The sequence below is a fragment of the Actinacidiphila yeochonensis CN732 genome (assembly GCF_000745345.1).
Lineage (GTDB): Bacteria > Actinomycetota > Actinomycetes > Streptomycetales > Streptomycetaceae > Actinacidiphila > Actinacidiphila yeochonensis.
Genome location: NZ_JQNR01000003.1, coordinates 329,875 through 353,265, shown reverse-complemented (window position 1 = coordinate 353,265; position 23,391 = coordinate 329,875). Strand labels below are relative to the sequence as shown.

The window sequence follows — 23,391 nt, the reverse complement described above, 5'->3', positions numbered from 1 at the left end:
GGCGGCCGCCGTTTCGCCCCCGGGGCAGCCGGGCCGGGGGCCGGGGCGACGTACGATCGCTGCGTGCCTGCCGTGCTGCGACCGTCCGGACGACGCCGACCACGGGCGTCCCGCCGTCACGACCGGGCCGCCCGCTCCGTCCTGCCCGGAACCCGGTCGAAGCCCGCCGCCTCAGCCCCGTCCGCCGCGGCCGCGGGTGCCGCCTCGGCGTGCGCGCTGCTGGTGGTCGGGCTGGTCGGCGGCTGCTCGGTCGGCGCCGGCAAGCCGACCGCCTCCCGCACCCCGGGCGACCCCGCCGTACGGGCGCTGCTCGCCCGGCAGTCCGCGGCGGTGCTGCACCACGACCGGGCCGCCTTCCTGGCCGGGATCGACCCGCACTCGGCCGCGTTCCGCGCCCGGCAGGAGAAGGCCTTCGCCGACCTCGCCAAGGTGCCGCTGGCCTCCTGGTCCTACACGCTGGTGGGCACCGGAGCGTTCCGGCTGCCCCCGGCCGCGGACGGCGCGGCCCGCACCGCCGCCGAGATCCGGCTGGGCTACCGGCTCGCCGGGTACGACGACCAGCCCGTCACCTCCACCGCCTACCTGACGCTGACCCGGCGCGGCACCCGCTGGTACGTCTCCTCCGACGACGACGGCGCCGACTCCGGCCACCGCACCGACGCGCAGCTGTGGGACTTCGGGCCGGTACGCGTGGTGCGCGGGGCGCACAGCATCGTGCTCGGGCTGGAGGGCCAAACCACCCTGAGCGGTTACGCGAGCGACGCGGACCAGGCGGTGGCCCAGGTGCGGCACGCCTGGGGGACGGCCGGATGGCCCGCCCGGGTCGTCGTCGAGGCGCCCGCGACGCTGGACCAGACGGCCGCGCTGCTGAACGCCAAGGCGTCGGACTACCGGGACATCGCGGCCGTCACCACCGGCGAGGGCGGTTCGGACAGCGAGGCCCCGGCGGACCGGGTGGTGCTCAACCCGGCGGCGTTCCGCGAACTGTCCGCGTTCGGCCGGCAGGCGGTCCTCACCCACGAGACCACCCACGTGGCCACCCGGGAGGCCACCACGGCGCACACCCCGCTGTGGCTGTCCGAGGGCATCGCCGACTGGGTCGCCTACCGCACCTCCGGACGGACCGCCCCCGAGATCGCGTCGGAGCTGGCCGCCGACGTCAAGGCCGGGCACGTCCCGCAAGCGCTGCCCACCGACGCGGACTTCGGGCCCACCGCGAAGGGCCTGGCGCAGGCGTACGAGGGCGGCTGGCTGGCCTGCCGGATGATCGCCGACCAGTGGTCGCCGGCCACGCTGACCGCGTTCTACCGCGCCGTCGGGAAGGGCGGCACCGTGGACGCCCGGCTGCGGGCCGAGCTGGGGCTGGACACGGCGCGGTTCACCGCGCGCTGGCGCGCCTACGTGGAACAGGAGCTGGGGTGAGCGGGCCGGAGGACCGCGCGGCCGGCCGATCCGGGGGAGCCCCCGTCGGCCGGGACGCGCACGACGGGCAGGACGCGCACGACGCGCACGACGCGCACGACGCGCACGACGCGCACGACGCGCACGACGCGCACGACGCGCACGACGCGCACGACGCGCACGACGCGCACGACGGGACGGACGGGCTCGACGGCGCGGACGGGCTCGACGGCACGGACGCGCACGACGGCGCGGACGCGCACGGTGGGCAGGACGCGCACGACGGCACGGAGAGGCACGACGGGCACAACGCGCACGACGGGACGGACGGGCTCGACGGGACGGACGGGCTCGACGGCGCGGACGGGCTCGACGGCGCGGACGGCACCGGTGACCTCGCGGGTGACTTCACGCCCGAGGAGGTGGCCAGGGGGCGGGAGCTGCGGCGGCGGGCGCTGCCGGTGGCGCTGGCCGGGAGCGCGGCCGGGCTGGTGCTGTGCCTGGCGCTCGGGCTGACCTCCGGCGGGGCCGCGCTGGTGGGCGGCTTCGGGTCGGCGTGGGCGGCGCGGGTGGCGGGCGCCGCGCTCACCCTCGTCCTGCTGAGCGAGGCCGTGGCGCTGCCGTTCGCCGCCCGGGGCCGGGCGGTACGGGCCCGGTTCGGCCTGGTCACGCAGGGCTGGGGCGGCTGGGCGGTGGACCGGCTGCGCGGGCTGCTGGTGACGCTGCCGCTGGCGTTCGGCACGCTCTTCGCCCTGTACGCGCTGGCCGGCACCACCCGCTGGTGGTGGGCCTGGGCGGCGCTCGGCGCGGCCGTCCTCGCGGTGCTGCTGTCCTTCCTCGCGCCGCTGCTGCTGGAGCCGCTCTTCAACCGCTTCACCCCGATGGAGCCCGGCCCGCTGCGCGAGGCGCTGCTCGCGCTGGCCGCGCGCGACGGCGTGGCCGTCCGCGACGTGCTGGTCGCCGACGCCTCCCGGCGCACCACCGCGCTCAACGCGTACGTCTCGGGGATCGGCCGCACCCGCCGCGTCGTCGTCTACGACACGCTGCTGGAGACCGCCGATCCGCGCGAGGTCGAGCTGGTCGTCGCGCACGAACTCGGCCACGTGGTGCACCGGGACGTGGCGCGCGGCACCGCGCTGGGGGCGGTGGGGGCGGCGGCCGGGGTGTGTGTGCTGGCCGCCGTGGTCAGCTGGCGGCCGCTGCTGGACGCCGCGGGCGTCGACCGGTTCGCCGACCCGCGCTCGGCCTGGCTGCTGGCCGCCGCGGCGGCCCTCGGCGGGGCGCTGGCCGGGCCGCTCACCGGGGCGGTCAGCCGGCGGGTGGAGCGGCGCGCCGACCGCCACGCGCTCGACCTGACCGGCGCGCCGGGGGAGTTCGTCGCGATGCAGCGGCGGCTGACCGTCGCCAACGTCGCCGACCCCGAGCCGCCGCGCCTGGGGCACCTGCTGCTGGGTACCCACCCGACGCCCGCGGAGCGGATCGCCGCCGCCCGGGCCTGGACGCCGCCGGCGCCGCCCCCGGGGACGCGGTCCGCGACCTGACGGCGGCCCGGCTCCGGCGGACGGTACTGTCGGGCAGACGGCGGACGACCCGAGCCGGACACCCGGCTACCCGGACAGCCCGGCTACCCGGCCACCCGCGCCCCCGCACCGGCCCCGACACCACCGCGATGGACAGATGGACAAGACGCTGATCGTCACCAACGACTTCCCGCCCCGGCAGGGCGGCATCCAGTCGTTCGTGCACAGCATGGCGCTGCGGATGGACCCGGCGAAGGTGGTGGTCTACACCTCCAGCTGGCGGGACGGCCGCGAGGTCGCGGAGTTCGACGCCGAGCAGCCCTTCCCGGTGGTCCGCGACCGCACCCACATGATGGTGCCCACCCCCCGGGTGACCCGGCGGGCGGCGGGGCTGCTGCGCGAGCACGGCTGCACGTCGGTGTGGTTCGGGGCCGCCGCCCCGCTGGGCCTGATGGCGCCCGCGCTGCGCCGCGCCGGGGCGCGGCGGCTGGTCGCCACCACCCACGGGCACGAGGCGGGATGGGCCCAGCTCCCCGTCAGCAGGACACTGCTGCGGCGGATCGGCGAGGGCGTCGACGTCATGACCTACCTGGGCGAGTACACCCGCTCCCGGATCGCGTCCGTGCTCACCCCCGAGGCGGCCGCCCGGATGGTCCACCTGCCGCCCGGCGTGGACGAGAAGGTCTTCCACCCCGGGACCGGCGGCGCCGCCGTACGGGCCGCGCTGGGGCTGGCGGACCGGCCCGTCGTGGTGTGCGTCTCCCGGCTGGTGCGGCGCAAGGGCCAGGACACGCTGATCCTGGCGATGCCGCAGGTGCTGCGGGAGTTCCCCGACGCGGTGCTGCTGGTGGTCGGCGCCGGACCGTACCGGGAGGACCTGGAGCGGCTGGCCGAGCGGACCGGCGTCGCCGCCGCGGTGCGGTTCACCGGCTCGGTGCCGTGGAGCGAACTCCCCGCCCACGTCGGGGCCGGCGACGTCTTCGCGATGCCCTGCCGCACCCGGCGCGGCGGCCTGGACGTGGAGGGGCTCGGCATCGTCTACCTGGAGGCGTCGGCGACCGGGCTGCCGGTCGTGGCCGGGGACTCCGGGGGCGCCCCGGACGCGGTCCTCGACGGCGGGACCGGCTTCGTCGTCCGCGGCGGCTCCCCCGAGCAGGCGGCCACCCGCGTCCGCACCCTGCTGCGCGACCCCGAACTGCGCCGCTCCATGGGGGAGAAGGGCCGCGAATGGGTCCACGCGGCGTGGCGCTGGGACCTGCTGGCCGCCCGCCTCCAGGCGCTGCTGTAGGCCCCAGGCCTGTGGCCCGGACCGCGTGGCCCCGGACGTGTGGCCTGTTCCTGTGGCCCCGGCCCCGCAGGCCCCCGGCCTGCCCCCGGCCCGGGCGGCGGGCGGGCCCTACCTGGTGTAGATCGCCTCGATGTCCTTCGCGAAGTCCCGCGCCACGGCGGCGCGCTTCAGCTTCAGCGACGGCGTCACGTGCCCGGACTCCTCGGTGAACTGGCCGGGCAGGATCCGGAACGCCCGGACCGACTCCGCCCGGGACACCGCCGCGTTGCCGCCGTCCACCGCCCGCTGGACCGCCGCGAGCAGGTCCGGGTCGCCGGCGAGCTCCGCCGCCGAACGCCCCGCCTTGCCGTGCCGCTCCGCCCAGCGCGGCAGGAACTCCTCGTCGAGCGTGATCAGCGCCCCGACGAACGGCCGCCCGTCGCCGACCACCATGCACTCCGCGACCAGCGCGTCCGCCCGGATGCGGTCCTCGATCACCGCGGGCGCCACGTTCTTGCCGGCGGCGGTGACGATGATCTCCTTCTTCCGGCCGGTGATCGACAGGTACCCGTCGTTGTCGAGGGTGCCCAGGTCGCCGGTGTGGAACCAGCCGTCGCCCAGCGCCTCGGCGGTGGCGGCCTCGTTGTTCCAGTAGCCGGTGAACAGGTGCTCGCCGAAGAGCAGCACCTCGCCGTCGTCGGCGATCCGCACCGTGGAGCCGGGCAGCGGCTGCCCCACCGTGCCGACCTTCGTGCGGTCCCACGGGTTGAAGGTGGTCGCTCCGCACGACTCGGTCAGGCCGTACCCCTCCAGGACGGTGAACCCGATCCCCCGGTAGAAGTGGCCCAGCCGTGCCCCCAGCGGCGCCCCGCCGGAGATCGCGTGCGTGGCCCGGCCGCCCAGCACCGCCCGCAGCCGCCGGTAGACCAGCCGGTCGAAGAGCCGGTGGGTCAGGCGCAGCCGCAGCGACGGCCCGCCGGGGGAGTCCTGTGCCTGGCTGTAGGCGATGGCGGTGGCCGCCGCCCGGTCGAAGATCCGGCCCCTGCCCTGCGCCTGCGCGGTGGCCCGGGCGGTGTTGTAGACCTTCTCGAAGACCCGCGGCACGCCCAGGACCAGCGTGGGCCGGAAGCTCTGGAGGTCGTCGGTGAGGGTCGTGATGTCGGAGACGTGGCCGAGCCGGACCGGCGCCATCACACACGCCACCTCCACCAGCCGCCCGAAGACGTGCGCCAGCGGCAGGAAGAGCAGCACCGAGGAGCGGCCGGTCCGGAAGAGCGGCCCGAGCCGCTCCACCGCGTTGCCGCACTCCGCGAAGAAGCTGCGGTGGGTGAGCACGCAGCCCTTGGGGCGGCCCGTGGTGCCGGAGGTGTAGACGATCGTCGCCGGGCTGTCGGCGTTGGCCAGGGCGGCCCGCTCGTCCACCACCGCGTCCGAGACGTCCGTGCCGGCCTCGGCCAGCAGCGCCACCGCGCCCGCCTCGATCCGCCACACCTGCTTCAGACGCGGCAGCCGCTCCCGGACCGCCTCGACGGCGGCCTCGTGGGACGCGGTCTCCACCACGGCCGCGACCGCGCCGGAGTCGCCCAGCACCCACTCCACCTGCTCCGCCGAGGACGTCTCGTACACGGGGACGGTCACCGCTCCGGCGTACCAGATCGCGAAGTCCAGCAGCGTCCACTCGTACCGGGTGCGGGACATCACCGCGACCCGGTCGCCGGGCTCCACACCCGAGGCGATCAGCCCCCTGGCCGTGGTCCGCACCTCGGCCAGGAACCGCTCCGCCGTGACGTCCGCCCACCGGCCCGCCGCGTCCTTGCGGCCCAGGACCGCCGCGTCCGGATGCTGGGCGGCGTTGCGCCGGACCAGATCCGTGAGGTTGCCGTCCGCGGGGACCTCGTACAGGGCAGGAAGGCTGAACTCACGCAAGGCTGCTGCTCCTCATCGGTGCCGCGCCGCACCCGGAGGGAGTGTGCTGGACGGCTCGGACGCTACCCATCGGTTCACCTCCGGGGATAGGGGAGGCAGGGCAGATGTTCTCAGCGTCACACGCCGAGCATAGGCTGCCAGTATGCGGGTTCATGTGGTGAGCGACGTACACGGCGCGGCCGAGGCGCTGGCCAGGGCGGGGCACGGCGCCGACGCCCTCGTCTGCCTCGGCGATCTGGTGCTCTTCCTCGACTACGCCGATCACAGCCGCGGTATCTTCCCCGAGCTGTTCGGGGTGGAGAACGCCGACCGCATGGTCGAACTGCGTACCGCCCGCCGCTTCGACGAGGCCCGCGCGCTGGACCGCGAGCTGTGGGCCGGGATCGACCGCCGCACGGCCGTCGTAGGCGCCGTACGCCGCCAGTACGACGAGCTGTTCACCGCCCTGGCCGCCGCCCCCGGACCGGTCTACGCCACCTACGGCAACGTCGACATGCCGACGCTGTGGCCGGAGTACGCCCGCCCCGGCACCACCGTGCTGGACGGCACCACCGCCGAGATCGGCGGCCTCGTCTTCGGCTTCGTCGGCGGCGGCCTGCCCACCCCGATGCGCACCCCCTTCGAGGTGTCCGAGGAGGAGTACGCGGCGAAGGTCGCCGCCCTCGGCCGTGTCGACGTGCTGTGCACGCACATCCCGCCCGCCGTCCCGGAGTTGTGCTACGACACCGTGGCCCGCCGCTTCGAGCGCGGCAGCGAGGCCGTCCTGGAGGCGATCCGCAGCGTGCAGCCGCGCTACTCCCTCTTCGGCCACGTCCACCAGCCGCTGGCCGCCCGCACCCGGATCGGCCGGACCGAATGCGTGAACGTGGGCCACTTCAACCGCACCCGCGAGCCCTGGGTGCTCCAGTGGTGACGGGCCGGGCACCCCGGCGCGGTAGCCTTCCCTCGAACCCGGATCTCCGCGTCCCCCGCGTTCCCCGCAGGTCCCCGCGTTCCTTCCCAGCAGCTCCACAGTCACCTTCACCAGTCAGTCCGGAGGCCACGGCGATGGCGGAACACACCAGGTCGAGCATCACGATCGAGGCGGCCCCGGCCGACGTCATGGACGTCATCGCCGACTTCGGCCGCTACCCGGAGTGGACCGGCGAGGTCAAGGAGGCCGAGGTACTGGCCACCGGCGCGAACGGGCGGGCCGAGCAGGTCCGGCTGGTGCTCGACGCCGGAGCGATCAAGGACGACCACACCCTCGCCTACGAGTGGACCGGCTCCGACGAGGTGCGCTGGTCGCTGGTGAAGTCACAGATGCTGCGCACCCTCGACGGCTCCTACGCGCTGCGCCCGGTGGACGGCGGCACCCGCACCGAGGTCACCTACCAGCTCACCGTCGACGTCAAGATCCCCATGCTGGGCATGATCAAGCGCAAGGCCGAGAAGGTCATCATCGACCGCGCCCTGGCCGGCCTGAAGAAGCGGGTGGAGTCGGTGCCCGCGGGCCCCGCCGAGCCGTCCTCCGGCCCCGCCGCGTCGGCCTGACCGGGTGGCCACGGCCCCGGTGCGCAGGCCCGTCCGCACCCTCCTCGTCACCGGCGACGCCGGCGCCGGCCGCACCACCGTGGCCGCCGCGTTCGCCGCGGCCGCGGCCGGATACGGCGACCGGACCCTGCTGCTGACCGCCGACGCCGAGGCCGTCCCCGGGCTCGACGACCCGGCCGCCGTCCCCGCCGTGGGCGACGCCCCGCCGGTCCGGGCCGTGGCCGGCCTGCCCGGCCTCGCCGTCGCCGCGATCGACCCGCCGGGCGCGTTCCGGGCCGCGCTGCTGGAGGCCCAGGAGCACACCGGCGCCCTGCTGACGCTGCTCGGCGCCCCGCCGCTCGACCCGGAGGAGGTCACCGAGCTGCCCGGCGCCGACGCCCTGGCCCTGCTGCGCGCCCTGCGCCGCGCCCAGGTGCTGCCGGACGAGAACGGCGCGGCCACCGGCTGGGACCTCGTCGTCGTGGACCTGCCGCCCGTGCGGGAGGCCGTCCGGCTGCTCGCACTGCCCGAGCAGCTGCGCCGCTACCTGCGCCGGCTGCTGCCCGCCGACCGGACCGCCGCCCGCGCGCTGCGCCCGGTGCTGGCCCAGCTCGCCGGGGTGCCGATGCCCGCGGAGTGGGCGTACCAGGCCGCCGAGCGGGCCGACCGCGAACTCGCCGCCGTCCAGGCCGTGGTCGAGGACCCGGCGACCGCAGTGGCGGTCGTGGCCGAACCCGGCGACCGGGCCGCGCGGACCGTGCGCACCGCCCGCACCGGCCTCGCGCTGTACGGGCACCGCACCGCCGCGGTGGTCGCCAACCGGGTGCTGCCCACCGGTTCGGACGACCCCTTCCTGGCCCGGCTGTCGGCCGCCCAGCAGGACCACCTCAAGACGCTGGCCGAGCACTGCGCGGCCGACGGGGTGCCGCTGCTGGAGCTGCCGCACCTGGGACGGGCCCCGCGACCGCTGGCCGCGCCGGCGGAGCTCCCGCTGCCCGTCCCGGAGGCCGAACCGCGCGCCGTCGAGCCGTGGACGGTCGTGGACCGGCTGGCGGACGAGGGCCACTTCCTGTGGTCGCTGCCGCTGCCCGGGGCCGGCCGCGAGGGCCTGGACCTGGTCCGACGCGGCGACGAACTCGTCGTCGACGCGGGCGGGTTCCGCCGCATCCTGCCGCTGCCGTCGGCGCTGCGCCGCTGCACGGTGCGCGGGGCGGCGCTGCGGGACGGCGCCCTCCAGGTCCGCTTCACCCCCGACCCGGACCTCTGGCCGCGCTGACACCTGGGACGACGGGTCCCCGCCGGACCGGCTCGGGGGCTGCCCGGTGGCCTGCTCGGGCCGTTCCAGGACCGGCTCGGGGGCCTGCTCGGGGCCTGTTGCCTCGGACGGGCTCGGGAGCCGCTCCAGGACCGCGTACTGCCCCCGCCGGACCGCGTGCTCCCGGAACCAGCGGGGTGGGGCACCCCGCTTCGGCGGCGGGTTCGGGTACCGTCGGGTACGGGGCGGGAAGGGGCCGCGCGACTGCCTGCGGCACCCCTGGCAGCGCCCCCGTTTGGAGCCGATCATGAGCGAAGCCACCGACCGCCCCGACGCCGACGCGTGGGCCAAGGCGAGCGCCGAGGACATCGCGGCCGAACGGGCCCGCCGCCGCGGCCACGCCGGCCAGGAGCCGGGCAGCGCGGCGGACGAGCTGCGCCGCCTCGCGGCGGCCGTGGGCGACGTGGTCAGCGAGCGCCTGGCCGCGCTGAACAACCCCGCGGTCCAGCTCGCGGCGCAGGGCGTCGCCGCCCAGGTGCGTTCTGTTGTCGAACCCATCGTGGATCCGATCATCGAGCGCAACCCCGAACTCGTCGACCATCTCAAGTCCGCCGGGGCCGAACTCCTGGCCGCCTACCGGTCCGTGGTGGCCGGCGCCGAGTCCCGCTGGACGGCGGGCGGGGCGTCCGACCGTTCAACCGCTGAACACATCGACCTCGACTGACCTCCCCTCCGGTACGGTTCTCTTAGCGGGGAACGACCGAACTGAGGGACACATGGGACTCACCATCGGCGTCGACATCGGCGGCACCAAGATCGCGGCCGGCGTGGTCGACGAGGACGGATCGATCATCGAGACCGTCAAGGTGCCGACGCCGTCGACCCCCGAGGGCGTCGTTGACGCGATCGTGGAAGCGGTACGCCAGGTCAGCACGGGTCACCAGATCGAGGCCGTGGGCATCGGCGCGGCCGGGTACGTCGACGACAAGCGCGCCACGGTGCTCTTCGCCCCCAACATCAACTGGCGCCACGAGGCGCTCAAGGACAAGGTCGAGCAGCGCGTCGGCCTGCCTGTCGTGGTGGAGAACGACGCCAACGCGGCCGCCTGGGGCGAGTACCGCTTCGGCGCCGGGCAGGGCCACTCCGACGTGATCTGCATCACGCTGGGGACGGGGCTCGGCGGCGGCATCATCATCGGCAACAAGCTGCGCCGCGGCCGGTTCGGCGTCGCCGCCGAGTTCGGGCACGTCCGCGTGGTGCCCGACGGGCTGCTGTGCGGCTGCGGCAGCCAGGGCTGCTGGGAGCAGTACGCCTCCGGCCGCGCGCTGGTCCGCTACGCCAAGCAGCGCGCCAACGCCACGCCCGAGAACGCCCGGACGCTGCTGGCCCTCGGCGACGGCACCCCCGAGGGCATCGAGGGCCGGCACATCAGCGCGGCGGCCCGCGAGGGCGACCTGGTGGCGATCGACTCCTTCCGCGAGCTGGCCCGCTGGGCCGGCGCCGGCCTCGCCGACCTCGCCTCGCTCTTCGACCCGTCGGCCTTCATCGTCGGCGGCGGCGTCTCGGACGAGGGTGAACTGGTCCTCGACCCGATCCGCAAGTCCTTCCGCCGCTGGCTGATCGGCGGCGAGTGGCGGCCGCACGCCCAGGTGCTGGCCGCGCAGCTCGGCGGCAAGGCCGGGCTGGTGGGCGCCGCGGACCTGGCCCGCCAGGGCTGAGGCCCGTAGCGGCCCTGGTGGCCGCTGACGGGCATTGATGGGCACTGACGGCCGTTTGACGGCCGCTGGTGAGCGTCGACGGCCACTGACGGGCACCGCCGCCGCGCCCGCACCTCCCTTCGGGGCCGGTGGGCGCGGTGGCGGGGCCGTCGGGTGTGACGTCGTCGGTCGGTGCCGTCGGTGTGTGTTGCCGTTCGGTGCCGCCGGTCGGTGCTGTTGGTCGGTGCTGTTGGTCTGTGTTGCCGTCGGTGTGCTGTCGCCGACGGGATCTCGGGATGGGTTACCGGGCGGTGCTCCGCGGGTGAGGGGCGGCCGCTCCACGGACAAGGGACGAGGGAACGTGACCGCGGCGGATCTGCCGGCCTCCACGACCGAACCGGACGGCGCAGCCGTCGTCCGCGTGCTCAGCTACAACGTCCGCTCGCTGCGGGACGACACCGCGGCGCTCGCGCGGGTGGTGCGCGCGTGCGCGCCCGACCTGGTGCTGGTCCAGGAGGCGCCGAGGTTCTTCCGCTGGCGCAAGGCCGCCGCCCGGCTCGCCGAGGCGACCGGCCTGTACTACGTCACCGGCGGGGCGCCCGCCGCCGGGCCGCTGATCCTCGCGTCGCTGCGGGTGAAGGTGGAGCGTGCCGAGGACGTGCTGCTGCCGAGCACCCCCGGGCTCCACCGGCGGGGCTTCGCGACCGCGGTGGTGCGGGTCGGCGGGGCTCGGCTGTCGGTGCTGAGCACACACCTCAGCCTCCAGGCGGAGGAGCGCGCCCGGCATGCCCAGGCGCTGGTGCGGCAGGCGGCGGCACTCGGCGCGGAGCACACCGTGCTCGGCGGCGACCTCAACGAGCCGCCCGGGGGGCCGGTGTTCGGCCGCCTCGCCGAGGGGTTCCAGGACTGCTGGGCCACGGCGCCGTGGGGTGGCGAGGCCACCTCTCCCGCGCGGGCGCCGCGGCAGCGGATCGACGCGGTGTTCGCCTCCCACGGGGTCGAGGTGCTGGGGTGCGGAGTCCCGCAGGGCCTGCCCGGGGTCTCCCGCGCCGACCTCGCCGCCGCGACGGACCACCTCCCGGTGCTGGCGGCCCTCCGGGTCCCGACCCTGGGCTGAACGCTCCTGCGGCGCCTCGTCGTCGGTGTGTGCCGGCGGCGGGGTGGTCGGCTGCGGGGAGGTTCGGCGGGGCGGTCGGCGGTGGGGCCTGGTGGGCCGTCCGGTCCCGCCGCGTCCGTCACTCTGCCCTGGCGGCGTCCACCGGGGGCGGCGTGTCGTAGGCGGTGCGGGCGGCGTCGACCTCGGCCATGTGGTCGACGGTCCACTGCCTGAGCGCGCGCAGCGGTTCCCGCAGGGTGTCGCCGAGCGGGGTGAGCCGGTACTCGACCTTGGGCGGCACGGTCGGGTAGAGCGTGCGCGTCACCAGGCCGTCGCGCTCCAGGTGCCGCAGCGTCTGGGTGAGCATCTTCTCGCTCACCCCGGCCAGCCGGTCGCGCAGCGCCGAGAAGCGCCGGGGCAGGCCGTCCGTCAGTTCGCCCAGGACCAGGACCGTCCACTTGTCGCCGATGCGGTCGAGCAGTTCGCGCGACGGGCAGCCCCGCGCGTAGGGGTCCACGGGTTCCTTCATGGGAAGTAGCTTACTAAAAAGTGGCTACTTCCCAATGGTTAGTGCTGTCGGTCTACTGGGTGGTGATCCTCCCCGAGTCCCAAGGAGCCACCCCATGGCCATCGCCGTCACCGGAGCCACCGGCCGCCTCGGCCGCCACACCGTCGAGGCGCTGCTGGGCCGCGGCGTCCCGGCGTCGCAGATCGTGGCCACCGGCCGCGACACCGACAAGATCAAGGACCTGGCCGACCGCGGTGTCACCGTGCGCCGCGCCGACTTCGCCGACTCCGACAGCCTGGAGGCGGCCTTCGCCGGCGCCGACAGGCTGCTGCTCGTCTCCACCACGACACCCGGCGAGCGGTTCGCCAACCACCGCCGCGCTATCGACGCCGCCAAGGCCGCCGGCGTCTCCCACGTCGTCTACACCAGCATGGTCAACGCCGACTCCGCCCGCGTGATCCTCGCGGACTCGCACCGGGAGACCGAGCGCCACCTGCGGGCCGCCGGCGTCCCGTTCACCATCCTGCGCAACGGCTGGTACCTCGACAACTACACGTCCCTGCTGCCCTTGTACCGGCAGAACGGCGGCATCCCCGGCGCTGCGGGAGAGGGCCGGGTGAGCGCCGCGACCATCGCCGACCACGCCGAGGCCGCCGCGGCCGTCCTGGCCGCCGACGGCCACGTCGGAGCGGTGTACGAGCTCGGCGGCGACGAGGCGTTCACGCTCACCGAGCTGGCGGCACGGGTGTCCGCCGCCACCGGCGAGAGCGTCGTCTACCGGGACCTGGCCGTCGACGCGTACGAGGCCGTGCTCACCGGCGGGGGCGTCCCGCAGGACTTCGCCGAGGCGATCGCCGACGCCGACCTCGGCCTGGCCCGCGGCGAACTCCGCACCGACTCCGGCGACCTCCGCCGCCTCCTCGGCCGCCCCACCACCACCCTCGACGAGGCGATCGCCGCCGCCCTCGCCGAGCCGCCCCACTCCTCCTGACGCCGCCCCCGCCCGGTTGCCGCCCCCGCCCGGTTGCCGCACCCCCCGGTTGCCGCACCCGCCCGGTTGCCGCACCCGTCCGGTCGCCGTCCCGCCCGGGGGGCGTCCTCCAGCACGCGGGCAGGCTGACCGTACGGAGCCTGCCGGGTTCGTCGGACTCGCACCTCACCATGGACCTGGTGGTGTACGGAGACGTCGTCACCGGGACGTGGGCGGAGGAGACCGCGCTGGACGGCCACTACCGGGGTGCCCGCTACCACGGGGCCGTCCAACTGCTCGCCGACCCGACCGGCCGCCGCCTGGCCGGCAAGTGGGTCGGCTTCGGCAGCGAGATGGACGTCAACACCGGACCGTGGGAACTGACCTTCCAGGACGCCTCCACGAACAAGGCCACCCTGGACGCCTACAGTCGCCGCCCGTAGCCCCCATCGGGCATCTCGGCGCGCCACCTCAGGAATGGGCGAACAGCGGGCTCAGTCGCCCACTCTCCGGGGCCCTCGCGGCGGGGAGCCGCGGGGTCCCGGCAGGCGGGGTCAGACGACGGCGCCGCCGCCGGGGAGGTCGTCGTCGTCCTCGCCGGTCCGCATGCGGGACACCAGCGTGGCGAAGCCGCCGAGGAAGCCGCCGACGCCGACGAGGATGACCCACCAGGCGAGTTCGAGCTGGAGCAGCACGAAGACGATCAGCAGCAGCGGGCCGCCGAGGACCGCGATCCAGCCGAACTTCGTGGTCAGGTCGGCCTCGGGCAGCGGCGGGGGCTCGGGCGGGACGAAGTGCGCGTCCTCGTCGTCCTCGTCCAGCTCGTAGTTGCGCGGCCCGGAGATCACCGGGTGGACGACGATGCTGCGGGTCGGCGGCGCCGTCGGTGGGACCGGGTCGAGCGCCGTGCGCTGCTCAGGGCCCGGGTCGTCGCGCGGCTCGGCCGGCACGTTCTCGGCCTCCGGCCACGACGGCGCCGTACCGGGTTCCGGCTCGGCGTCGTAGCCGGCGACCAGGGCCGCCCACGCGGCCTCCTCGTCGAGCGGGGACGCGCCCTCGTCCTCGCGGTCGGCGTCAGCCACGCGCACCCCCTTCCTCAGCCGGTGCGGACAGCCGCCGCACGAACGCGTGGGACTTCTCGAAGACCAGTTCGGCGTCGTGGTCCAGCGTCGCCACGTGGTAGCTGCGCTCCAGCACCACCTCGGCGACGTCCGTCGACGACACCCGGGAGAGCAGCAGCTCGCCGTTGGACGGGTGCACCACGTGGTCCACCCGGCTGCGCAGGAGCAGCAGCGGCTGGGTGACCTGTGGCAGGCCGCGCCGGACGACCTGCCACAGCCCTCTCAGCGAGTGCACCGCGTCCAGCGGCGCGCGCTCGTAGCCGACCTCGGTGCCGCCCTCGCGGGCGATGTCCCTGACGATGCCGGGCACCGACGGGACGAGGTGGCGCACCAGGGGCACCGCCTTCAGCTGCCAGCTGTCCGCCTTCACCGACGGGTTGACCAGCACCAGACCGCGCACCGCCGCGCCGTGCTTCTGCGCCAGCCGCAGCGCGAGGGTGCCGCCCATCGAGAGGCCGAAGACGAACACCTGATCGCAGCGTTTCGACAGCGCGCGGAACTCGCGGTCAACCTCGGCGTACCAGTCGGGCCACCCGGTGGGCCGCATGTCCTGCCAGCGGGTGCCGTGCCCGGGCAGCAGCGGCAGCGAGACCGTCAGCCCGCGTCCGGCCAGGTACTCCGCCCAGGGGCGCAGGCTCTGCGGCGAACCGGTGAACCCGTGGCAGAGCAGCACCCCGGTCGCACCGCCGTCATGGCGGTACGGTTCGGCTCCGGGCATGAGCGGCACGGTGCGTCTCCTGTTCAACGTCGCGAACGCGGGTAGGCGAGAGTCGGAGGTTCAGCGTACGCGGCCCCGATCCACAGGGGTAAGCCCTCCAGGGCCCGTGGGGGGTTATGGTCGTCGCGACGGCACAGGAGGCTCGGTTGTTCTACGGCGCGATGAAGATCGTTCTGGGTAAGCCCATCAAGGCGGCGTTCCGCCCGTGGGTGGAGGGCCTGGAGAACATCCCGGCCGAGGGGCCGGCCATCCTGGCCAGCAACCACCTGTCCTTCTCCGACTCCTTCTTCCTGCCCGCGGTGCTGGACCGCCAGGTCACCTTCATCGCGAAGGCGGAGTACTTCACCACCCCCGGCGTCAAGGGCCGGCTGACGGCCGCGTTCTTCAAGGGCGTCGGCCAGCTGCCGGTGGACCGCTCCGGGGTGCGCGGCGCCGGCGAGGCGGCGATCCGCAGCGGCCTCGCCGTGCTGGAGCGCGGAGAGCTGTTCGGTATCTACCCCGAGGGCACCCGCTCGCCCGACGGGCGGCTCTACCGCGGCAAGCCCGGCGGCCTCGCCCGCGTGGCGCTGGCCAGTGGCGCGCCCGTCATCCCGGTGGCGATGATCGACACCGAGAAGGTCCAGCCGGTCGGCCAGGTCGTGCCCAAGCTCTCCGTCCGGCCGGGCATCCGCATCGGCCGCCCGCTGGACTTCAGCCGCTACCACGGCATGGAGAGCGACCGCTTCATCCTGCGCTCGGTCACCGACGAGGTGATGTACGAGATCATGAAGCTCTCCGGCCAGGAGTACGTCGACATCTACGCCACCGCGGCCAAGCGGCAGATCGCCGAGGCGGCCAAGGCGGCCACGCAGGCCCAGACGCGGCCTTCGTCCTCGTCATCCGCTTCGTCCTCGTCGTCCTCCTCATCCTCCGGAAGCGGGTCGTCGGCGGCTCAGCCCCCGGCCCAGGGCGCGCGGACGGACGGGCGGCGGGAGGCGGCGGCTCCGGTCCAGGGCCGGAGGGGGGAGCGGCCCGAGCCGGGCCAGGCCCCCGGCGGCCGTAGCCTCCGCGCGGGCGGGGAGACCGGGGCCGGGGCCGGAGAGCGACACGGCGCCTGGGTAACAGGGGGAACGTGACGGCGCGGATGTCCGTCGAGCAGCCGCTGTGGCGCGCCCTGCTCGCCTACCGGGTGCTGACCTGCGGATACGCGGTGGCCATCTTCGTACACGCGTACGGCGAGCTGCGCCGTCCGGTGCCCGGCGCCGTCTTCATGGCGCTGCTGGTGGTGTGGACGCTGACCACCCTCGGCCGGGTGAGCTGCGCCGAACGGTGCACCCCGGTGTTCCTGGCCGTCGATCTGGCCATCGCCGTCGGCGGGGTACTGCTGACCGCCGTGGTGGACGCGCCCGCCCGGATCGCCTCCGGCGCCTTCACGCTGCCGTCGATATGGACCGCCGGGCCGGTGCTGGCCTTCGCGATCAAGGGCGGCTGGCGGTGGGCGGCGCTGGCCGCGTCGGTGGTGGCCGCGGCCGACATCGGTGAGCGCGGCACGCCCAGCCGCGAGACCCTGCACAACCTGGTCCTGGTGTGGATCTCCGCCATCGGCATCGGCTACGTGGTGGAGGTGGCCCGGGCCAGTGAGCGGACCCTCGCGCGGGCGCTCCAGATCGAGGCGGCCACCGCGGAGCGGGAACGGCTGGCCCGCGACATCCACGACGGGGTGCTCCAGGTGCTGGCGATGGTGCAGCGGCGCGGCGACCGGGCCGGCGGCGAGGCCGCGGAGCTGGGCCGGCTGGCCGGCGAGCAGGAGGCCGCGCTGCGCTCGCTGGTCTCCGGCGCGCCGCCGCCCCCGCCGGCCGAGGCCGGCCCCGTCGGGCCGCGGGACCTGCGCGGGCTGCTGGCCCCGCACGCCTCCGCCCGGGTGACCGTCTCGGCGCCCGGCACCCCGGTGCTGCTCGACCCGGCCGTCGCGGCGGAGGTGGCCGCGGCGGTGGCCGCCGCCCTGGACAACGTGCGGCGGCACGCGGGAGAGCGGGCGCGGGCCTGGATACTCGTCGAGGACGAGCCGGACGCGGTGCTGGTCACCGTCCGGGACGACGGGCCGGGCATCCCCGAGGGACGGCTGGCCGCGGCCGAACAGGAGGGACGGCTGGGCGTGGCGCAGTCGATCCGCGGCCGGCTGCGCGACCTCGGCGGCAGCGCCGAACTGCTGTCCGTGCCCGGACAGGGCACGGAGGTCGAGCTGCGGGTGCCCCGGGCGGGCTGAACCGTCCGCGTCGCGCTCTCGGAGCGGGCGTGTCCAGGGCCCGGTGCGGTCCCGGCTGGTGCCTGGGATCTGGTGCCTGACGCCTGAGACCCGGTGCCTGATGCCTGACGCCTGAGACCCGGTGCCCGAGCCGGCGGCCGGACGCGGGTAGGGCACCCGGACGCGGGTAGGGCACTGACGTGGGGCGCTGTCGTCGGCCGGCAGGGCGGGTGGGCCACGACAGCGACAGGGAGCGGAGGCACTACGGTGGCGGGACCAGCACGGCGCGGCGGCTCGGCCCGGCACGGCGCGGGCGGGGTGGCCGCCGGGGCAGCCGACCGGGGAGGACAGCATGACCTTGGGCACCGCCGGGCACGACGGGCCCGACAGACCGGTGAGCGTGATGGTCGTCGACGACCATCCGATGTGGCGGGACGCGGTCGCCCGCGACCTCACCGAGGCCGGCTTCTCGGTGGTGGCCACCGCGGGTGACGGCCCGGAGGCGATCCGCCGGGCCCGCGCCGCCCGCCCGCAGGTGCTCGTCCTCGACCTCAACCTGCCCGGGGCCTCCGGGGTGCAGGTGTGCAAGGAGGTCGTGGCGCACGACCCCGCTCTGCGGGTGCTGGTGCTGTCCGCCAGCGGCGAGCAGACCGACGTGCTGGAGGCGGTCAAGTCCGGCGCCACCGGCTACCTGCTGAAGTCCGCCGGGCGGGACGAACTGGTGGACGCGGTGCGCCGCACCGCCTCCGGCGACCCCGTCTTCACGCCGGGCCTGGCCGGTCTGGTGCTGGGCGAGTACCGCAGACTGGCCGCCGCGCCCGTCCCGGACACCGCCGACGAGCCGGCCGCGCCCCGGCTCACCGAGCGGGAGACGGAGGTGCTGCGGCTGGTCGCGAAGGGGCTGAGCTACAAGCAGATCGCCCAGCGCCTGGTCATCTCCCACCGCACCGTCCAGAACCACGTGCAGAACACCCTCGGCAAGCTCCAGCTCCACAACCGGGTCGAGCTGGTGCGGTACGCGATCGAACGCGGCCTGGACCGCGGCCCCGACAGCCCGCTCCCCGGCGGCACCCGCGACCGCGACCGCGACCGTGACCGAGACCGGGGACGTGGCGCTGACGAAGGCGGCGGCTCGGACCGCCGCTTCTGACCTCACCCCCGAAGGGCCGTACGCCCGACGCCCCGACGCCGTGCCCCGGGCGCTGGACCTCGGGCACCAGAGCTCGGGCACCAGAGCTCGGACACCAGAGCTCGGACACCTGTGCCATCGCCGTGCGCCCGCCGCCGTCCGGCCGCCTTCCGCCCACCGCTTGCGCGCCGCCGTCCGGGCCTTGTCCGCGGTCTGTCCGCTGTCTGTCGGTTGTCTGTCCGCGGTCCGTCCGCTGTCGGTTCGCGGGCCGCCATCAGCCTGTTCGCCGCCCGTGCGCGGCCTGTTCGCGACCAGTCAGCGGAGTCCGGCCCCGGCCCGGCGCAGGCCCGGCCCCGGCGCGCTCCGGGCCCGTCGGCCGGAGGCATACCGCGACCTGGTGCGAGACCTCCCGGAGCCCCGCCCGGCGGCGGCTTGCCGCACCCGAGCCAGGAGCCCTAACATCCCTCCACCCGGCTCGTCCGGCCGCTTCGTTTCCCCTTCTTGAGCACATGAGGAGCGCCCGGTATGGCGGGTGTGGTGGGCGGGCACGACGTGCCCGTACTGGCGGTCGCAGGCGGCACCGCTTCCGGCAAGTCCACCCTTGCCGAGGCGATGGCGCTGCGGTACCCCGCAACCGTGGGCGTCGTACACCTCGACGACCACTACGTCTCCGCGCACGACCCGCTGCGGGGCGTGCGCACGTTGAGCGCCACCGGCGCCGAGACGCTGGACTGGAACCATCCCGGCTCCATCGACGAGTCCGCCGCGGCGGCCGCCGTCGACGCCGCCGTCGGCAGCGGACGGTACCGGCTGGTCGTGGTCGAGGGCCTGTTCGCGCTGACGCTGGCCGCGGTGGCCGCCCGCGCCACCTGGCGGGTCTACGTCGACACGCCCGACGACATCCGGCTGGCCCGCAAGATCCTGCGGAAGATCGAGGTCCAGCGGCAGGACCCGGGGGTGTCCCTGCGCAACTACCTGCTCAGCGGGCGGGAGCGGCACGCGGAGTACGTGGCGCCCTCCCGGCACCTGGCCGACCTGGTGCTCGACGGGACCGCCTCGGCCGCCGAACTCCTCGACGGCGTCCGCCGGCTGGTCGGCCCGCTGCTGGAGAGCACCGCCCCGCCGGTCGGCCCGCTGGCGGCCGGCGCCGCGCTGGCGGCCGGCTGACCCCGGCCGCCCCCTGACGGGCGGGCGCCGGCCGACCCGGGCCGACACCTGATGGGTGGCGGCCGACCCGGCGCCCCGGCGGTCCGGGCTGGCTCACCCGGCCGCCCAGGGCGCCGACCGGCGGGGCGGTACCGGCCCGACCCTCCCGGCTCCGCCGGCCTTCCCGCGACTGCCCCCCGCGCCTACGGCGCCTGGTGCGACGCCGCCGCGCCCAGCGCCGCCGCCTCCGCCAGCAGCGCCGCGCCGCCCAGCGTCAGCACCGACTCCGGGTGGAACTGGAAGCCCTGGAAGCCCGGTCCGCGCATGCCGAAGACGTCCCCGGTGGCCGGGTCGCGGCTCAGCTCGATCCGGTGCATGGCCAGCTCCTCGGCCGTGGCGTCGTCGCAGCGCGCGGTGAAGGAGCTGTAGAAGCCGACCGTCTCCGGGCGGCCGAACCAGTCGATGCGCCGCTGCGCGCCCTGGTACGGCTCCTCCTTGCGGACCAGGGGCAGGCCCAGCTCCGCCGCGAGCAGCTCGTGGCCCAGGCACACCCCCACCACCCCGGCCGGGCGGTGCAGCCGCAGCAGGTCGGCGGCCAGCCCGCGCAGCAGCCGCATCTTCGGGTCCGAGGTGTCCGACGGGTCGCCCGGGCCCGGGCCGAGCACGACCGGGCCGTCGTGGGCGAGCGCGGCGGCCGCCAGCCCCGGCTCGTCGTAGCGGCGCACGGTCACCCGCAGGCCGCAGGAGCGCAGCACGTGCGCCAGCATCGCGGTGAAGGTGTCCTCGCCGTCCACCACCAGGGCGTGCCCGCGGTCCGCCGCCACGGGCTCGGCCGCGCCGGCCCGCATCCGCAGCCAGAACGGTGCCAGGTTCGCCCGGCGGGCGTCGAGCGCGGCCCGCACCCGGATGTCGTCGGCCAACCGCGGCGCGGGCGTCCCGGCCGGGCGCGGCGCCGCGGGGCGAGGGCCGGCGGGCGGCGGACACCGAGCGCGGTGAGCACCCCGGCCGCCTTCGCGTGCGTCTCCGCCACCTCGGCGTACGGGTCGGAGTGGCGCACCAGCGTCGCGCCGACGGGCACCCGCAGCGCGCCGTCGGGGGCGATGTCGGCGGTGCGGATCAGGATCGGCGAGTCCAGGGTCTGGGCGCCGCCCGCGTCCCGGCCGATCAGGGCCAGCGCCCCGGCGTAGTAGCCGCGGCCGGTGCCGTCGGCGCCGCGCGGCTCGTGGCGGGCGATCACCCGGCACGCGTTCTGCACCGGCGAGCCCGTCACGGTGGCGGCGAACATCGTCTCCCGCAGCACGTCCCGCACGTCCATCGTGGAGCGGCCGCGCAGCTCGTACTCGGTGTGCGCCAGGTGCGCCATCTCCTTCAGCCGCGGGCCGACGACGGTGCCGCCGAGGTCGCCGACGGTGCACATCATCTTCAGCTCCTCGTCCACGACCATCGTCAGCTCCTCCACCTCCTTCGGGTCGTGCAGGAACGCCAGCAGCCCCTCGGCGGTGGGGCCCTGCTCCGGGTAGCGGTAGGTGCCGCTGATCGGGTTCATCACGACCGTCCCGCCGGCCGTCCGCACGTGCACCTCCGGGCTCGCGCCCACCAGCGTGCGGTCCGGGGTGTGCACGACGTACGTCCAGTAGGCACCGCGCTCGCCGCTCAGCAGGCGGGCGTAGAAGGCCAGCGCGGCGGCCGCGCCGAAGTCGGGCACCCTGCCGTGGAAGGTGCGCCGGATGACGAAGTTGGCCCCCTCGCCGCGGCCGATCTCCTCGTCCACCACCCGCCGGACCACGGCCGCGTAGGCGTCGTCGTCCAGGTCGAACGCGCCGTCCTCGACCACCGGCGCCGGGCCGGCCAGCTCCGCCAGCGCCTCCCGCACCCCGGCCAGCGGCAGCTCGTACACCTCGTCGGGCCGCAGCACGGCGAGCGGGGTGCCGTCGTCGTGCACCTCGAAGCCGCGCTCGCGGATCTGCCGGAACGGCACCAGGGCCAGCACGTCCGGGCCGGGGGCGGCCGGGGCGCCGGACGGCAGCGCGATGTCCGCCAGCCGCTCGACGGTCCCGACCGGGCCGAGCAGCACCTCCACCACGTCCTCCGGCCGGCCCGGGGTGCGGCGGTGCAGCAGCGCGAAGGGCGGGCAGTCCGGGGAGAGCAGTCGCGCGACCACCTCGCGGGCCGCCGGAGCGGCGGCGGTGCCCCGCGCCGCGACCTGCGCGGGCTGGGGGGTCGGGACGGATGCGGGAGAGGTGTCGTTCACTTCGGTTACGTCCTTCCTCTGCGACGTCCGCGCCGCACGCGGGGCGCGGCGGGAGGGGAGGCAGGGGCGGCCGTCCGGGAGAAACGACGAAGGCCGCCCCGTGCGGGCGGCCTTGGGAGATCTGTGCTCGAACGCGCGAGTCAGCCGGCCGCCGGGTCAGGGCGCCAGCACCAGGTGCGGTTGATCGTCGCGAACACACCGCGACCCTACCGCACCGGGGCCGGGCATGTCTCACCCACTGAGCGACCATTCGGCGGCCCCGGGACAGCCCGTAAGGTGGGTTCCGTGACCGTGACAGCAGATCCCCGTGCCGGGGAACACACCTGGCTCTCTCTTCCCGCGGCGCAGCAGCCCGAATGGCCGGATTCCGAGGCGCTGCGCGATGTCGTCGCCGAGCTCGCCTCCTATCCGCCGCTCGTGTTCGCGGGGGAGTGCGACCAGTTGCGTGCCCGTATGGCCGCGGTCGCCAGGGGTGAGGCGTTCCTGCTCCAGGGCGGCGACTGCGCCGAGGCGTTCGACGCCGTCGGCGCGGACCAGATCCGCAACAAGCTCAAGACGCTGCTCCAGATGGGAGCCGTGCTCACCTACGCGGCGGCCGTCCCGGTGGTGAAGGTCGGCCGGATCGCGGGCCAGTACAGCAAGCCGCGCTCCAAGCCGACCGAGACCCGCGACGGCGTCACGCTGCCCACCTACCGCGGTGACTCCGTCAACGGCTTCGAGTTCACCCCCGAGGCCCGCGTCCCCGACCCGCAGCGGCTGAAGCGGATGTACCACGCGTCCTCCGCCACGCTGAACCTGGTGCGCGCCTTCACCACCGGCGGCTACGCCGACCTGCGCCAGGTGCACGCCTGGAACCAGGACTTCGTGCGCTCCTCGCCGTCCGGGCAGCGGTACGAGGCGCTGGCCCGCGAGATCGACAACGCGCTGAACTTCATGGCGGCCTGCGGCACCGACCCCAGCGAGTTCCGGACGGTGGAGTTCTACTCCTCGCACGAGGCGCTGCTGCTGGACTACGAGACGGCGCTCACCCGCACCGACTCGCGCACCGGGCAGCTCTACGACGTCTCCGGCCACATGGTGTGGATCGGCGAGCGGACCCGGCAGCTGGACGGCGCGCACATCGAGTTCGCCTCCCGCATCCGCAACCCGATCGGTGTGAAGCTCGGCCCGAGCACCACCGCGGAGGAGGCGCTGACCTACATCGACCGCCTCGACCCGGACCGCGAGCCGGGCCGGCTCACCTTCGTCGTGCGGATGGGCGCGGACAAGGTCCGCGACAAGCTGCCCGAGCTGGTGGAGAAGGTCACCGCCTCCGGCGCCCAGGTGGCGTGGGTGTCCGACCCGATGCACGGCAACACCTTCGAGGCCGCCTCGGGCCACAAGACCCGGCGCTTCGACGACGTCCTCGACGAGGTCAAGGGCTTCTTCGAGGTCCACCACGGCCTGGGCACCCACCCGGGCGGCATCCACGTGGAGCTGACCGGCGACGACGTCACCGAGTGCGTCGGCGGCGGCGACGAGATCTTCGTGGACGACCTGCACCAGCGCTACGAGACCGCCTGCGACCCCCGGCTGAACCGCAGCCAGTCGCTGGACCTGGCGTTCCTCGTCGCCGAGATGTACCGCGGCCAGTAGTCCGCCCACCCGCCG

General features: G+C 75.4%; 18 protein-coding genes and 3 pseudogenes. 16 read left to right on the top strand and 5 right to left on the bottom strand.

Going from position 1 to position 23,391, the window contains the following annotated elements; genetic code table 11:
- The first annotated feature begins 63 nt into the window (after positions 1–63).
- The 3 genes from BS72_RS03150 to BS72_RS03140 all read left to right on the top strand — a co-directional run bounded on the left by BS72_RS03150 (position 64) and on the right by BS72_RS03140 (position 4,209).
- Positions 64–1,422, top strand: coding sequence for a hypothetical protein (locus BS72_RS03150; protein ID WP_232792196.1), 1,359 nt, complete (start codon positions 64–66; stop codon positions 1,420–1,422).
- Positions 1,419–2,942, top strand: coding sequence for a M48 family metalloprotease (locus BS72_RS03145; protein ID WP_232792195.1), 1,524 nt, complete (start codon positions 1,419–1,421; stop codon positions 2,940–2,942). The genes BS72_RS03150 and BS72_RS03145 overlap by 4 nt, the downstream gene beginning before the upstream one ends.
- 136 nt (positions 2,943–3,078) lie before the next feature.
- Positions 3,079–4,209, top strand: coding sequence for a glycosyltransferase family 4 protein (locus tag BS72_RS03140; RefSeq protein WP_037906172.1), 1,131 nt, complete (start codon positions 3,079–3,081; stop codon positions 4,207–4,209).
- A gap of 108 nt (positions 4,210–4,317) precedes the next feature.
- Here the strand turns inward: BS72_RS03140 and BS72_RS03135 are convergent, their stop codons facing one another.
- Positions 4,318–6,114 (bottom strand): AMP-dependent synthetase/ligase, encoded by a 1,797-nt coding sequence (locus BS72_RS03135; RefSeq protein ID WP_037906170.1) that lies wholly within the window; start codon positions 6,112–6,114, stop codon positions 4,318–4,320.
- 142 nt (positions 6,115–6,256) lie between these two features.
- Here BS72_RS03135 and BS72_RS03130 point away from each other — a divergent pair, with 142 nt between their 5' ends.
- The 6 genes from BS72_RS03130 to BS72_RS03105 all read left to right on the top strand — a co-directional run bounded on the left by BS72_RS03130 (position 6,257) and on the right by BS72_RS03105 (position 11,695).
- Entirely contained in the window at positions 6,257–7,027 is a 771-nt protein-coding gene (locus BS72_RS03130) for a metallophosphoesterase family protein (protein WP_078900970.1), read from the top strand.
- 134 nt (positions 7,028–7,161) lie between these two features.
- On the top strand, positions 7,162–7,647 hold the full coding sequence (locus BS72_RS03125) for an SRPBCC family protein (protein ID WP_037906165.1): 486 nt from the start codon (positions 7,162–7,164) through the stop codon (positions 7,645–7,647).
- Positions 7,648–7,651: 4 nt separating this feature from the next.
- Positions 7,652–8,902 (top strand): ArsA family ATPase, encoded by a 1,251-nt coding sequence (locus tag BS72_RS03120; RefSeq protein WP_232792194.1) that lies wholly within the window; start codon positions 7,652–7,654, stop codon positions 8,900–8,902.
- 286 nt (positions 8,903–9,188) lie between these two features.
- Positions 9,189–9,605, top strand: coding sequence for a DUF5304 family protein (locus BS72_RS03115; protein WP_037906163.1), 417 nt, complete (start codon positions 9,189–9,191; stop codon positions 9,603–9,605).
- Positions 9,606–9,657: 52 nt separating this feature from the next.
- Positions 9,658–10,599 carry an ROK family glucokinase gene (locus BS72_RS03110; protein WP_037906160.1) on the top strand — a complete coding sequence of 314 codons (942 nt, stop codon included), beginning with the start codon at positions 9,658–9,660 and terminating at the stop codon, positions 10,597–10,599.
- 340 nt (positions 10,600–10,939) lie between these two features.
- Positions 10,940–11,695: an endonuclease/exonuclease/phosphatase family protein gene (locus tag BS72_RS03105; protein ID WP_037906157.1), complete on the top strand. Its 756-nt coding sequence runs from the start codon at positions 10,940–10,942 to the stop codon at positions 11,693–11,695.
- Positions 11,696–11,813: 118 nt separating this feature from the next.
- Here the strand turns inward: BS72_RS03105 and BS72_RS03100 are convergent, their stop codons facing one another.
- On the bottom strand, positions 11,814–12,203 hold the full coding sequence (locus BS72_RS03100; protein ID WP_051950590.1) for a winged helix-turn-helix transcriptional regulator: 390 nt from the start codon (positions 12,201–12,203) through the stop codon (positions 11,814–11,816).
- A 94-nt stretch (positions 12,204–12,297) separates the two neighbouring features.
- Here BS72_RS03100 and BS72_RS03095 point away from each other — a divergent pair, with 94 nt between their 5' ends.
- Together BS72_RS03095 and BS72_RS03090 are read left to right on the top strand one after the other, a co-directional pair.
- Positions 12,298–13,173: an SDR family oxidoreductase gene (locus tag BS72_RS03095; protein ID WP_037906155.1), complete on the top strand. Its 876-nt coding sequence runs from the start codon at positions 12,298–12,300 to the stop codon at positions 13,171–13,173.
- 104 nt (positions 13,174–13,277) lie between these two features.
- Positions 13,278–13,595, top strand: a pseudogene (locus BS72_RS03090) (XRE family transcriptional regulator); the annotation flags it as partial.
- A 111-nt stretch (positions 13,596–13,706) separates the two neighbouring features.
- On the opposite strand, the gene BS72_RS03085 reads toward BS72_RS03090, so the two are convergent.
- Together BS72_RS03085 and BS72_RS03080 are read right to left on the bottom strand one after the other, a co-directional pair.
- Complete coding sequence (locus BS72_RS03085) at positions 13,707–14,234, bottom strand: hypothetical protein (RefSeq protein WP_078901077.1); 528 nt, start codon at positions 14,232–14,234, stop codon at positions 13,707–13,709.
- A complete protein-coding gene (locus tag BS72_RS03080) occupies positions 14,227–15,000 on the bottom strand; it encodes an alpha/beta hydrolase (protein ID WP_037906150.1) in 774 nt (257 codons plus the stop codon). The genes BS72_RS03085 and BS72_RS03080 overlap by 8 nt, the downstream gene beginning before the upstream one ends.
- 137 nt (positions 15,001–15,137) lie before the next feature.
- Here BS72_RS03080 and BS72_RS03075 point away from each other — a divergent pair.
- From BS72_RS03075 to BS72_RS03060, 4 genes and pseudogenes are all read left to right on the top strand, one after another.
- Positions 15,138–15,840 (top strand): annotated as a pseudogene (locus BS72_RS03075) (lysophospholipid acyltransferase family protein); the annotation flags it as partial.
- A gap of 274 nt (positions 15,841–16,114) precedes the next feature.
- Positions 16,115–17,236, top strand: a complete 1,122-nt coding sequence (macS, locus tag BS72_RS03070; protein ID WP_037907427.1) for a MacS family sensor histidine kinase — start codon at positions 16,115–16,117, stop codon at positions 17,234–17,236.
- A 331-nt stretch (positions 17,237–17,567) separates the two neighbouring features.
- Positions 17,568–18,365: a response regulator gene (locus BS72_RS03065; protein ID WP_078900969.1), complete on the top strand. Its 798-nt coding sequence runs from the start codon at positions 17,568–17,570 to the stop codon at positions 18,363–18,365.
- 504 nt (positions 18,366–18,869) lie between these two features.
- Positions 18,870–19,511: a uridine kinase family protein gene (locus BS72_RS03060; RefSeq protein WP_051950588.1), complete on the top strand. Its 642-nt coding sequence runs from the start codon at positions 18,870–18,872 to the stop codon at positions 19,509–19,511.
- 182 nt (positions 19,512–19,693) lie between these two features.
- On the opposite strand, the pseudogene BS72_RS33565 reads toward BS72_RS03060, so the two are convergent.
- Positions 19,694–21,651, bottom strand: a pseudogene (locus BS72_RS33565) (anthranilate synthase family protein).
- A 375-nt stretch (positions 21,652–22,026) separates the two neighbouring features.
- Here BS72_RS33565 and BS72_RS03050 point away from each other — a divergent pair.
- Positions 22,027–23,376: a class II 3-deoxy-7-phosphoheptulonate synthase gene (locus BS72_RS03050; RefSeq protein WP_037906148.1), complete on the top strand. Its 1,350-nt coding sequence runs from the start codon at positions 22,027–22,029 to the stop codon at positions 23,374–23,376.
- Positions 23,377–23,391 lie beyond the last annotated feature (15 nt).